11 protein-coding genes and 1 riboswitch are annotated in these 12,428 nt (G+C 57.7%); of the genes, 10 read left to right on the top strand and 1 reads right to left on the bottom strand.

Features of this window, described 5'->3' with window-relative positions; genetic code table 11:
• Window positions 1-40 precede the first annotated feature (40 nt).
• From melA to ABD796_RS20745, 4 genes are all read left to right on the top strand, one after another.
• Window positions 41-1,339, top strand: coding sequence for an alpha-glucosidase/alpha-galactosidase (gene melA / locus ABD796_RS20760; RefSeq protein WP_344911294.1), 1,299 nt, complete (start codon window positions 41-43; stop codon window positions 1,337-1,339).
• Between the two features lie 20 nt (window positions 1,340-1,359).
• Window positions 1,360-2,445 (top strand): sialidase family protein, encoded by a 1,086-nt coding sequence (locus ABD796_RS20755; RefSeq protein WP_344911292.1) that lies wholly within the window; start codon window positions 1,360-1,362, stop codon window positions 2,443-2,445.
• Between the two features lie 70 nt (window positions 2,446-2,515).
• Complete coding sequence (locus ABD796_RS20750; protein ID WP_344911290.1) at window positions 2,516-4,597, top strand: glycosyl hydrolase family 28-related protein; 2,082 nt, start codon at window positions 2,516-2,518, stop codon at window positions 4,595-4,597.
• Between the two features lie 90 nt (window positions 4,598-4,687).
• Window positions 4,688-5,788: a sialidase family protein gene (locus ABD796_RS20745; protein WP_344911288.1), complete on the top strand. Its 1,101-nt coding sequence runs from the start codon at window positions 4,688-4,690 to the stop codon at window positions 5,786-5,788.
• Between the two features lie 62 nt (window positions 5,789-5,850).
• Here the strand turns inward: ABD796_RS20745 and ABD796_RS20740 are convergent, their stop codons facing one another.
• A complete protein-coding gene (locus ABD796_RS20740; RefSeq protein ID WP_344911286.1) occupies window positions 5,851-6,303 on the bottom strand; it encodes a NanQ anomerase/TabA/YiaL family protein in 453 nt (150 codons plus the stop codon).
• Window positions 6,304-6,454: 151 nt separating this feature from the next.
• On the opposite strand from ABD796_RS20740, the gene ABD796_RS20735 reads away from it, so the two are divergent.
• The 6 genes from ABD796_RS20735 (at window position 6,455) to ABD796_RS20710 (ending at window position 12,403) form a co-directional block, all read left to right on the top strand.
• A complete protein-coding gene (locus ABD796_RS20735; protein ID WP_344911284.1) occupies window positions 6,455-7,813 on the top strand; it encodes a glycoside hydrolase family protein in 1,359 nt (452 codons plus the stop codon).
• 212 nt (window positions 7,814-8,025) lie between these two features.
• Window positions 8,026-8,119, top strand: a riboswitch (cyclic di-GMP riboswitch).
• A gap of 115 nt (window positions 8,120-8,234) precedes the next feature.
• Window positions 8,235-8,876, top strand: a complete 642-nt coding sequence (locus tag ABD796_RS20730) for an HD-GYP domain-containing protein (protein ID WP_344911281.1) — start codon at window positions 8,235-8,237, stop codon at window positions 8,874-8,876.
• A gap of 23 nt (window positions 8,877-8,899) precedes the next feature.
• Window positions 8,900-9,253: a hypothetical protein gene (locus ABD796_RS20725; RefSeq protein ID WP_344911278.1), complete on the top strand. Its 354-nt coding sequence runs from the start codon at window positions 8,900-8,902 to the stop codon at window positions 9,251-9,253.
• Complete coding sequence (locus tag ABD796_RS20720) at window positions 9,250-10,050, top strand: CBS domain-containing protein (protein WP_344911275.1); 801 nt, start codon at window positions 9,250-9,252, stop codon at window positions 10,048-10,050. The genes ABD796_RS20725 and ABD796_RS20720 overlap by 4 nt, the downstream gene beginning before the upstream one ends.
• A 184-nt stretch (window positions 10,051-10,234) precedes the next feature.
• Entirely contained in the window at window positions 10,235-11,152 is a 918-nt protein-coding gene (locus ABD796_RS20715; protein WP_344911273.1) for a helix-turn-helix domain-containing protein, read from the top strand.
• Window positions 11,153-11,407: 255 nt separating this feature from the next.
• Window positions 11,408-12,403, top strand: coding sequence for a Gfo/Idh/MocA family protein (locus ABD796_RS20710; protein WP_344911271.1), 996 nt, complete (start codon window positions 11,408-11,410; stop codon window positions 12,401-12,403).
• The last annotated feature ends 25 nt before the right edge of the window (window positions 12,404-12,428 follow it).

Genomic DNA, 12,428 nt, shown 5'->3' with positions numbered 1-12,428 from the left:
AAGAGCAACCAAATGACATGAATTTCGGAGGGAATGGAAAGTGGACAAAATTACGTTTATTGGAGCGGGAAGCGTGGCGTTCGCCAAAAACGTGCTGGGCGACTGTATGCTTGTACCGTCGCTGCAGTCGTTCGAGTTCGCCCTGTACGACATTGACGCGGAACGGTTGAAGGATGCCGAGCGGATGCTCGTTCATCTGATCGGCAAGCTTGGCAGCGGATGCGCGGCGAAGGCTTACGCCGATCGCAAGGAGGCGCTGCGGGGAGCGAAGTATGTGATCAACACGATCCAGGTCGGGGGCTACGATCCGTGCACGATTACCGATTTCGAGGTGCCGAACCGATACGGGCTGCGACAGACGATCGCCGATACGGTCGGGATAGGAGGCATTTTCCGCAGCCTGCGCACGATTCCGGTTATGCTCGATATAGCCCGCGATGTGCGGGAGGTTTGTCCGGAAGCTTGGTTTTTCAACTACACGAACCCGATGGCTGTGCTGACGAACGTCATGAATACGTATGGCGGGGTCAAGACGGTCGGCCTGTGCCACAGCGTGCAGGTGTGTGCGCCTCGGCTGCTGAAGCATCTGGGCATGGACCCTGCGGGCGTGCAGTGGAAAGTCGCCGGCATCAACCATATGGCCTGGCTGCTCGAGGTGACGAGGAACGGGGAGGATTTGTACCCGGAAATCAAGCGCCGGGCCGCCGACAAGCAGCAGGAGAAGCACAGCGACATGGTCCGCTTCGAGCTGATGCGGAGGTTCGGCTTTTACATCACCGAGTCGTCGGAGCATAACGCGGAGTACCACCCGTACTTCATTAAACGCCAATATCCGGAGCTGATCGAGCGGTTCAACATTCCGCTTGACGAGTACCCGCGCCGCTGCGTCTGGGCGATCGAGCGATGGAAGACAATGCGCGACGAGCTGGTGGGCAACGAAGGGCTGACGCATACTCGTTCCCATGAATACATCTCGTATATTTTAGATGGCATCGAGACCGACGTTCCGTTTAAATTCGGCGGGAACGTGATGAATACCGGGCTGATAACGAACTTGCCGGACGAGGCGTGCGTGGAGGTCGCCTGCATCGCCGACGCTAGCGGCGTGACGCCGACCTATGTTGGGAAGCTGCCCGCGCAATGCGCGGCGCTGAACCGGACGAATATCAACACCCAACTGCTGACGATCGAGGCGGCGATTACGCTGAAAAAAGACGCGATCTATCAAGCCGCGCTACTCGATCCGCATACGTCGGCGGAGCTGTCCATCGACGACATCGTGGCCATGTGCGACGATTTGATCGAACGGCACGGCAGCTGGCTGCCCGCTTATCATTGATTGCGGAGGAGGAAGAACCGATGACGACAAGACGATACGAGCTTAAGGCGGGCAAACTGGTTATTGTCGATAAGGCGGAAGGGGAACGGCTATGCGCCTTTCCTGCCGCCGCCGCATTCTCCGTCGGCGAGGGGAGCGAAACGTTCACGAGGCTGTTCGTCTTTTTCAGCCAGACGAAAGACGACGCCAACCTTCCTCCCTCCGTGGGACTGCGGATGTCCGATGACGGCGGGGCGACGTGGCCGCATTACCAGTCGCACGAATGGTTTCCGATCTCTCTGGTCAGGCTGCCGGACGGCGCGATCGGGGGACCCTCCTTCGTAACGGAGATGATCGGCGGCGAAGTATCCGACGAGCAGTGGGTACGCTGGATCGAATCGGCGGACGGGGGGATGACCTGGACCGTTGCCGAAGGCAGGCTCGTCACGCCGGTTCCAATGCGTTCCGTCGTCTCCGGCTCGGGGCGCGGCGGCTTTGCCTTCACCTGGCTGTTGGATATGGGGGAGGGCATGCTCGGCGCGGCATTGTACGGCTACTACGAAGCCGATACGAAATATCGTACGGTGTGGGCGCAGTCGACGGACCGGGGCGCGACGTGGAGCATCGTCTCGACGGTCGCTTACGACCCGCAGGCCGGTCCGGAAGGATATTGCGAGCCGACCGTTGCCCGCGTCGCCGACGGTACCCTGCTATGCGTCATGCGGATCGGCAGCAACAAGCCGCTGTACCAGTCGCGCTCCGCAGACAACGGACGGACGTGGAGCGTGCCGGTCATCGTGCCGGGACCCGCCCCGGAGCTTGCCCATAGCGTCCTGCCGGCTTTGCGATCGCTTCCCGACGGCAAGCTCGCGCTCAGCTACGGCCGACCGGGTACGCGCATGCTGCTGTCGGAGGACGGCTCCGGTCAAAGCTGGACGTCGTTTGCCACAACCTACGAAGGGTCGACGACCGGCTATACCGGCATTGCCATTGCGGGAGACGGCCGGCTGTTTTTGGCCGGAGACAAAGGGGCGAACTGGCAATACGATTTTTCCGCCGGCTTTCCAAGACCGAATCCGTTTACGATTTGGGGCAGATGGGTGGATATCGTCGAATGCGGCGAATAGGAGAAGAAGGCGGCCCGGACAGGCCGGGCGGGAACAGGCATATTCCATAAGAAAACGGGAGGTTTCGAATATGACGGAACAGCGCGAATCGACAGGAATGCCGGATGAACGTAACGAAGGGGAGATCAGGCCGCAGCAGCTTTCGCGGAGAGCGATGCTCGCCTCGCTCGGAATGGCCGGGGCCGCTATAGCCGTGGGCGGCGTCATCGGCGGCGGGACAGGCACGGTGCTGGGGGCGGAATCGACGGTGACCCATCAGATGTACGGCGGCGGATCGTTCAGCGAAGAGGGGGCGGACTGCTGCCTGTCCGTCACCATGGACGAGCTCCGTTCCTTGACCGATCCGGAGGAAGGACGCGTGTATTTCGTCACCGACGACAAGCGGGCGGGGCCTTTCGTCTACGTTTCGGGGGACGCGACTTCCGCCGATAACGGAGGGACCGTGCTTGTATCGGCTTTGGGCGCGCGCTTCAAGCGGCTGTTCGACGGCTCGCTGAACGTGAAATGGTTCGGAGCCAAGGGCGACGGAGCGAACGACGACGGCCCCGCCATCCAAAGCGCGATCAACGCCGGCGGGGCGAGGAGCAACATTTATTTCCCGCAGGGGTCGTACAGAATTACCGGTTCGCTGACCGTCAGCCAGCCCGAGGTGACGCTGTATTCCGACTTCAAGAGCGAATATACGCCGCGCATCGTTTGCACGACGCCGAATACGTGGATCGTCCGGGTGAAGCACTATTCCTTCTGTATGCGAGGGCTGCAGTTGGAAGGTGACGGGAACCTGACGCAAAACCCGTACGTGCCGACCGTCAGCGGCATCCTGTTCGATCGCTCCGACGGCAGCGGGGCGGAAACATTGTCCAACGTGGACGCCGACATCCAGTTTTGCGGATTTTTCAAGCTGAATGAATGCGTCCGCTGCGTCGGCCGCAACGTCTTTTTCAACTACAATATCTTTTCCAATAGCGTCAAGGCGGTTGTCGTCGATCTATACCCGAACGCCGAATGCCGGGGCTACCGGTTCGTCCAGAACCGATTCCACTCGATGGGCAAAGACTTAAGCTCGCTTGCGCCGGGCGTCGAATCGTGGTGCATCGAGTTCACGTCGATGCGGGCTTACGGCAATCAGGTAATCGGCAATATGGCCGATTTTTGCAAAGGCTTTTATAAGGGACCGGTCGACCGCAGCACGATCAACGACAACCAGGCGTACAATTCGTTCGGCGACGGCGTGAGGATCGTCAATTCTGACGGTACGACGACGCTATTCCAGCAAGGGTACGAAATTTGCGGCAACATCTTCGTGGGCGCGCAAAATCTCGGCTGGAACAAGGCGACGAGCGATGCCACCCAGCAAATGAATTACGGCATCGTCGCCGAAACGCCTTTGCTGCAAAACGGAATGATAAACAACAACGTCATTACCTTTTGCAATAAAGACGCCATTCGCCTCCAGAACTTGAGCGCGGGGGTCGTTCAGGACAACTACATATTGTCGCCGAACAAGCGGGCCGACATCGACGGCTCGATCTACGCCGGCATCAGCATCGCGACAGGCTCGCAAAATATGATTGCCGGCAATATGATCCGCTCTACGGTGCCGAACGGGGCTGCGCACAAAAACGGCATTTTTAACGGCGCGGGTGCATCCAAGCTGATCGACAACTTCGGCTTCAACCAATCGGGCGACTTTATCGTCAATCTGACTCCGGATACGACTGACGTCGTCGAAGCGGGCATCCCCCGATATGCGGAAACGTACAAGCGCAGCACTGCCGCCGAGACGTTCGGCATGCGGCTGTACACCCATAACGCCGCTGCGCAAAAAACGCTGTACGCCGAAGTCGTAGCCATGCAGCAAAGCTCTTCGGCGGGCGCGGAGAAGGCCGATCTGCAGTTCAACGCCATGTCGAACGGCACGGTTAAGCTTCTTATGCGGGCGTCGTGGCAGGGCGCTTTGTCGGTCGGCGACAGGGCGGGCAAGGAAACGATACAGAACGGCTATGTCAACGCCAAGGCGTTGAACGGGGAGCATGTGTCTTTCCTGCCGAGCACCGCCGCTTCCGTGCCGAACAGCTCGCTCTTTGTCGATGCGTCCGACGGGAAACTGAAATTCAAGGACGGCTCCGGCAGCGTGACTAGTTTAATCTAACGCGCGGAGACGCTTGAGGCGGCGCATGGGTAAGTTCCGGAAAGCGGGAGAAAGCTGACCCGGAAATAAGAAGATGAAGGAGGAGTCGTTTTGGCGCTTACGTCTTTCCGGCATATCATTCTGTACAAGGACCGGCAGTACAATGCGTTCCCGAACATCGTCATGAACAAGGAAGGGACGTACGTGACCGCCTTTCGTCAAGCGCCGGACCGGCAAGCATATGGCGGCGTTCAGCATATTGATCCTTCGTCCAAAGCGGTCTATATTACGTCGACCGACGGGGAAAACTGGAACGCCGAGCCGGGTATCCTGTACGACGATTTTTTCTACGGCGTGCAGGATCCGTGCCTGAACGTGCTTGCGGACGGCACGCTGTTCGCCACCTGCTTCATGTGGAAAGTGGCGGAGCGGGGCGACGTGCGGGACGATCCCGATTACAAATATAGCGCATATGACAACTGGCTCTGCAAGCAAGCCGGGGCGTATTCGCTAAGATCGGCGGACGGCGGCAAAACGTGGGATCGTCCGCTGCCGGTCGGCCTCGGCACTTTGGCGATTCGCGGCAATGCCGTCGAGCTGGACGATGGCAGTCTGCTCGTCCCCTTTTACGGCGAATCGAACGAACGGAAGGACGGCATTTCGCGGGCGATTGTGGCGAGAACGATAGACCGGGGCCGCTCGTGGACCGAACACGCCGTCATCGAGCCGGAGGAAGGGTACGGCCTGTTCGAGCCTAATCTGTACCGGACGCTGTCGGGCAAGCTCTTCTTGTTCGCCCGCTGCCACAAACGGAAGCCGCTGCCGGAGGACGGCCGCACGGCCTATCCGCTCGTGACCGCGGAGTCGCGAGACGGCGGCTTGACGTGGAGCGAGCCGATTCGGCGCCCCTTTTATTCGCCGAGCCCGTTTCACCCGCTGCGTTTGCACGACGGCCGGGTGCTGCTCACTTACGGCTATCGCCACAAGCCGTACGGTATTCGCGCCGTTCTGCTGGATGCGGAATGCGAGCGTTGGACGGAGGCGCAGGAGACGATGATCCGCGAGGATGGACATGGCGGCGATATCGGCTACACGTGCGCGGTTCAGCTCCTCGACGGCCGGGTGCTGATTACGTACTACTATTCCCGGGATGGCGAGCGCGAGCGCTATATCGCGGGGACGATATGCGAGCTGGCTTCCTTGGGCGGTTAGCCGATTGTTCAAACGACAAAGCCGCACTCTTCAAGAGAAGAATGCGGCTTGCCCGATGTATGTTAAATCTCCACTTTGATAACAACTTTCTTGACCGGGGCCGGGACATCGTTGACCGCAACGCACGGCATATGGACGTCCTGGGGAGCGAAGAAGGCGAAGTAGCCTTCCTGAAGCGTGAAGAAATTGCCGTTGGCCGAGAACAGGGCGTAATCGGAATCTTCCTTATAAGCGGTCGTAACCTCGGTCAAACCGATCGGCGAATGTCCCATCGACTCCTCGCCTTCGACTACGAGCTGGATGTCGAAATAGTTGCGGTGGGCTTCCCAAATGCTTTCTGCTTTCGGCTTCGTTTCATAATGCTGAACCAGGGCGAACAGATGGGTGCCGTCGATTTCGTATTTCCCCGGCTCCAGTTGTTTCACGTCGTGCGTGTTCAGAAACTCGATCGCTTGCTTGAAGCGGGGGTGAAAGCCGGCATATTGGCCGAGGTTGGCAATGGAATCCAGAATCAAATTCGATCTCTCCCTGGAATAAAATGGATGGAATGATGGCGTAGCATGATTAGAGACAATGTGTTTCCCGTGTTCATTGTAGTTGTTATGGATCGGATTGTAAAGACACCGGAAAGCGGCGTTTGCCAAGAGTGCCGAGGAGGGATAGTGGATGGAGGATGCTATTCGCATCGGTTCGAGAATCGAAATGTTTACGGACGACCGGCTGATTGCCGAGAGGTGCGGAATCCGGCTTGCGATGCACCCGCCGGAACGGAAAGAAGTGGTGCTGACGTTCCCTGAACCGTGGGAAGGACCGCACACCAGCTATTTTACGGTCATTCAGGACGAAGGCAGGGTACGGCTTTATTATCGAGGCAATACGGCTGCCGACGACTCCCACGAGCAGGTGACCTGTTATGCGGAAAGTGAGGACGGCATTCATTTCGTCAAGCCCGAGCTTGGTCTGGTCGAGTTTGCCGGCTCCAAGAGAAACAACATCGTGCTGAAGGGGGTGCTCGCGCACAATTTCGCCCCGTTCCGCGACCGATCGGCCCAAGCCTCGACGACCGGAACATACAAGGCGGTCGCCGGCATCGGCAATGCGGCCCAGACCGTGAACAATCGATCGCCGTTATATGCGCTGCGATCCGAGGATGGCCTCCGCTGGTCGATGCTGCAGGATGAGCCCGTCATGACGGACGGAGCGTTCGATTCGCAGAACATCGCCTTCTGGGACGGCGAGGCCGGGCAATACCGCTGCTACAATCGTTATTTTACATCCGACGGAATCCGTGGCGTGCAAAGCGCGCTTTCCTCCGATTTTATCCACTGGGGGCCGCAGCGGCGCAACACGTATTCGTATGGAGCGCCGATGGAGCATTTTTATACGAATGCGACGATTCCGTGCCCGCAGGTCGAGCATCTGTACTTGTCGTTCCCGATGCGCTTCGTGCCGGAACGCAAAAGGGTGGCCGGCCACGGGGAGCGGGGCGTCAGCGACGCCGTGTTCATGACGAGTCGCGATGGTACGACATGGGACCGAACGTTTATGGAGGGCTGGGTGCGGCCGGGCCTGGACGAGCGCAACTGGACGGACCGGAACATCATGCCGGCTTACGGCTGTGTGGAGAGCGATACGGAGTTCTCCTTCTACATCGGTGAGCATTACCGTTTCGACAGCGTGCGGCTGCGCCGCGTAGCGGTTAGAAAGCACGGTTTTGCTTCCGTGCAGGCGGATTACGCCGGCGGAGAGATGACGACGAAGCCGCTGCTTACAACCGGCGAACGGCTGGAGCTGAACTTCTCCACCTCGGCGGTCGGCTCGGTGCAGGTCGAGGTCGCGGACGAGTCCGGTCGCGCGCTGAACGGATTGTCCTTTGACGATATGGAGCCTCTGTACGGCGATTCGCTGCAGGAGACGGTGGTGTGGTCATCGGGAACAAGCTTGCGCGGGCTGGAAGGCCGGCCGATCCGTCTCCGCTTCCGGCTGAAGGACGCCGACGTGTATTCGTTCCGTATGAAAGGTTAAAGCCGGATAGCATGAAAGTGCCGGTTTGTCCGGTTTGGAAAGCTTGGGCTTCGGGTTCTGCTGCGGCGGGCCCGGGGCTTTTATTTTTAGGCGACAGATCGACAACTTTCGCAAACAATCGTGACAAAAAAATACAAATCGGTTACAATCGAACTATCGGATTATACAACTAAAAAGCAATAGGTTGATAGTATCAAAATCGTGTTCATAAACGAATCCAAAGGCACACTTATCGAAAGATAAGGTCGCAAAACCATTGGGGCTACCGTGTAACTTTCGTTACATCACGCCAGCCAGGTCGCCGAATTGTGAGACGGGCGCCCTCGATTTGATGAGGGCTTTTTTTGTTGATCGGATCTCCCGTATTTACAAGGCCACATTCGAACCTGAAATCGCTTTATGCCGAAAAGGGGGATTTATTATGTTGAGCGCGATCACCCGTCTATTGATTCGATTGTCGGATAAAGACAGGGAGACGCTTGAGCACGTTATGCGGGTAGGATCTTTGGCCCATTGCTGGACATCGTTCCATCAATTGTCGGATCAAGACGACCGGCAGGCTTTCATTGTAGGCTGTTTTGTCCACGACGTCGGTAAAATCATGATCGACGGCTCTATTTTGCAAAAATCGTCCAAGCTAGACCGGAGCGAATGGGATACCATGAGAACGCATCCGGAATGGGGCGAAAAGCTGCTGATCGAGGAACAGATGACGGACGGACGGCTGCTGGATATCGTCAAGCACCATCACGAACGGTGGGACGGCCGCGGGTATCCGATGGGGCTGCAGGGCGAGGAAATTCCGGTTCTTGCCCGCATGTGCTCGATTATCGATGCGTTCGATGCCATGATTTCCGACCGGCCTTACAAAAAAGGAATGTCGGTCGAACAGGCGAAAGAAGAGTTGGCCGTACAAAGCGGCATTCAGTTCGACGAATTTTACGTTCGGCAATTTCTCAGCTTGCCGGATCAATTGCTGCGCAATCCGATCCCGCTTAACCTGGAGCAGCTTGCCGTGGAAGGAACGTTATTCTACGAGCACTCCTCCTGGAAGGGGAACTGATTGGCTTAAGGAGTATACTCACCATGAATCAGAAACGTATTTATTCCCGCAGGGCCACTTTATCGTTAAAAATGTCCGAGTTCGAAGTTCCGCCGATGCAGGATCTGCTCGTGATCGGCCGCAGGGCACCCATCGGACCGGAAGCCGTCAGACGCATGGCTGAGGCGCTCTCGCCGGAGCAGTTCACGATTATGATGATCGACCATCCGAAGGTGGAGGCGGTGCTTATCCGCAATTCGCTTTTGCAAATGCTGGATAAGGACGTGCTGATCAACATCGTACTGGAGGAGGCGGATCGATTGATCAGCGATACGATGGTCATCCGGTCCGAGCTGAAAATCGAGGTGATGGTCCAGCGGGAGGTCGAACTGTCGTGAAGGTGGGCGAGCTGATGACTTCCCCGATCCGGACCGTGTCGTCGGACAAAAGCGTAAGACATGCATCCGAGCTGATGGCGAAGCTGGAGATCGGTTCCCTTGTCGTACAGGACCACGGGACGATCATAGGAATCGTCACCTCCCGCGACGTCAGGCAAACCCATCCGAACCGGATTGTCGCCGATGCGATGACGCCCAATCCGATGAGCGTGCATCAGGACCATTTTATATGGGATGCGCTCGGCACGATGGAGCGGCTTCGCATCGAGCGGCTGCTGGTCTCCGATGGAAATCGGGTGTGCGGGATCATAACCCGCGATACGATCCGGATTCAGCTGAGCGAGCTGCAGGACCCGCTCACCGGCCTGTTCCGTCCGGGCTATGTGCAGGCGGTCGGCAAGGAGATGCTGCGCAAACACGAATGGTTTCACCTGCTGTTCGTCGATCTGAACAACTTCGGCGAAATCAATAAACGATACGGTCACCCGGTCGGCGACGATATGATCAAAGGGTACGCCGACCGGCTGCTCTCCCTGGCAACGGCTGACGATTATTTGTGCCGCTATGCGGGCGACGAGTTCGTCATCTTGACGGTTCGCCCGGAGGGCGAGCTTCAGCAGCTTCTGGAAGCGCTGCGGGAGCCTCTCGTTATCGAGCACATTCCCGTGTCGACTACGGTCGGATTCGTATCCGGTCTGCGGGAGCCCGATTTTTTCTCCTTCTCGTTCCGCGATCTCATCAGCAAAGCCAGCCTGCTTTCCACTTCCTTGAAGCGGAACGGCTTATTAACCTCCTGACAGTCCGTTTATCTCGACCTAAGGCCTTCGCGGCTGCCGCGAAGGCTTGTTTCGTATGCGCGCAAGGGGGTATACTGACATTGTTCCGGCGATATAAGGAGTCGAAAACAACTTCTATCGCTTATTCCTGCATAGGGATGGCGGGGGATGCGGACATGCTGTCTCAGGCAAAGCGGAGGACGAAATGACGATCAAAAGACCGGTCGAGGCTGTACGCGGGCAGTCGTTATTCGACTTTGATTTTCCCGTGTACGTCAACAGAGCGAGGGAAACGTTCGCTCTTCAGGAGCATTCCCACGATTTTGTGGAGATGGCTTATGTCGAGGAAGGAAAAGGGTTTCATTATATAGACGACCAGGTCGTGCCTGCGGGCAAGGGCGATCTGTTCTACATACCGGTCGGCGTCTCCCACGTGTTCCGGCCGGCGGATGCGGCTGCGAAGCCGTTGATCGTATACAACTGCGTGTTCAGCCTCGAGCTGTTCGATCGGATCATCGACAGCCACTCGTTGCTGCTGCCGGCCGAGAAGGCCGACGCCCTGCTCGCGATTCGCAGCAGGACCACTTGGCTGCGAACGGAAGGGCCGATGGCGGACGAGGCCGGAAGACTGATGCTGAGACTGCACCAGGAATATGCGTTAAGGCGGGAAAATCGGGGGCTGATGATCGTAACGTATATCATCCAGCTGCTGCTGACGCTGGTTCGCTCGTTGGACGAGGAGAACCGCGGCACATTCGCCGGCGACGATTCGCGTATGGAGGCGGCTACCCGGCTTATTCGGCAGCATGTCCAAAACCCTTTGTCGCTGACGGACATTTCGACGAAAATCCATATCGGAAAACGCCAGTTTAACCGTCTGATCAAGAAGGCGACAGGCCAGACGTATACGGATTATGTCCATTCCCTGCAAATCGAGCGGTGCTGCGAGCTGCTCCGCACGACGGGCGGGAAAATCTATGAAATCGCCGAAAAATCAGGCTTTAAGGACATGAAGCATTTTCACGCCATCTTCAAACGCAAACTCGGTCTTTCGCCGCGGGAATACCGCAGGCGGGCAGAGCAGGCGGCAAGCGTAAAGGCAAATGCGATGCCGGAACAATGAGAGCGGGACGGACCGCCCGCCAGTCTCCGCCACGTCATGATGCTACAGATGCAAATCGTCCCCGACGGGCTCGATCTTATAGAAGTCTTTGGATCCGTCATGCGGTTTTCAAAGGCTTGTTCGGCGTATACCGGTCAATTTGAAGATTTACAGCCCCGGTAAAGTGGGATATAATGAAAACGTATTATTGAATACGTCGTATCATAATGAGAGACAATAACTTCTTTTTAAAAAGGTGAGAGAAGGGAAATCGACATGACTGAGCGAAAATCCGCCGGTTCTTCGGCCGGTGGGCCGTTAGTGGAGCGAGATACGATTCGTCTTGCCGTGCTCGGCATGGTGGACGGCAACGGACATCCTTATTCGTGGAGTGCGATGTTTAACGGCTACGACCCCGATGAGATGAAGCATTGTCCATATCCGGGCATCCCGGTCTATCTGGACAAAGAGCCGAAGCATACGCTGCGAATCCGGGGCGCGAACGTGACGCACATCTGGACCGACGACCCCGAGGATGCGGTGCGCGTATCCCGCGCCTCGCTCATTCCGCATATCGCGGACCGGCCTGAAGACGTGATCGGACATGTCGATGCGGTCATTATCGCAACGGACAAAGGCCACGAGCATGTGGAACGATGCCGCCCGTTCGTGGAGGCGGGTCTTCCGGTATTCGTCGACAAGCCGCTTACGGACAATGAGGCCGACCTGCTCGTCTTTGCCGACTGGGTCAGGCAGGGAAAGGCGATCATGTCCTCCAGCTCCATGCGCTACTGCAAGGAATTCATGCCTTACCGGATATCCACCTCCGAGCTGGGCGAATTGCGGTTCGCTTCGATCACGACGCCGAAGTCGTGGGAGCGCTACGGCATTCACGCGCTGGAGGGCATCTACCCGATCGTCGGCCCCGGCTTCGTGTCTGTCCGCAATGTCGGCAGCGAGCGGCAAAATATCGTTCACCTCAAGCACGAATGCGGGGCGGATATCGTAGTGGCGGCCACCGCCGACATGTACGGCGCATTCGGCTTGCTGCAGCTGTGCGGCACGGCGGGGCACGCGGTGACGAAAATCCAGGATACGTTCTATTCGTTCAAAACGCAGCTTCAGGCGTTTGTAGACTATTTGCGCAGCGGAGAGCGGCCGTTTCCGTTCGAGGAAACGATCGAGCTGATGAAGCTCGTCATCGCCGGCATCCGCAGCCGCGAGCAGGGCGGGCGAGAAGTGAGTTTGAGCGAGATCGCGCCGAAGCTCTAGCCCGATTCGGCCAACCAACCATCCA

Origin of the sequence: Paenibacillus hodogayensis, from assembly GCF_039536325.1 — a bacterium.
In the GTDB taxonomy this organism is placed as follows: domain Bacteria; phylum Bacillota; class Bacilli; order Paenibacillales; family NBRC-103111; genus Paenibacillus_AB; species Paenibacillus_AB hodogayensis.
Note: the sequence above shows the minus strand (reverse complement) of the source record. Positions and strands in the feature narration are given on the sequence as shown.

Excerpts from the sequence above, each read along its gene's own strand:
- ABD796_RS20755 (WP_344911292.1), top strand. The coding sequence starts at position 1,360 with ATGACGACAAGACGATACGAGCTTAAGGCGGGCAAACTGGTTATTGTC.
- ABD796_RS20750 (WP_344911290.1), top strand. The coding sequence starts at position 2,516 with ATGACGGAACAGCGCGAATCGACAGGAATGCCGGATGAACGTAACGAA.
- ABD796_RS20735 (WP_344911284.1), top strand. The coding sequence starts at position 6,455 with ATGGAGGATGCTATTCGCATCGGTTCGAGAATCGAAATGTTTACGGAC.
- ABD796_RS20730 (WP_344911281.1), top strand. The coding sequence starts at position 8,235 with ATGTTGAGCGCGATCACCCGTCTATTGATTCGATTGTCGGATAAAGAC.
- ABD796_RS20725 (WP_344911278.1), top strand. The coding sequence starts at position 8,900 with ATGAATCAGAAACGTATTTATTCCCGCAGGGCCACTTTATCGTTAAAA.
- ABD796_RS20715 (WP_344911273.1), top strand. The coding sequence starts at position 10,235 with ATGACGATCAAAAGACCGGTCGAGGCTGTACGCGGGCAGTCGTTATTC.
- ABD796_RS20710 (WP_344911271.1), top strand. The coding sequence starts at position 11,408 with ATGACTGAGCGAAAATCCGCCGGTTCTTCGGCCGGTGGGCCGTTAGTG.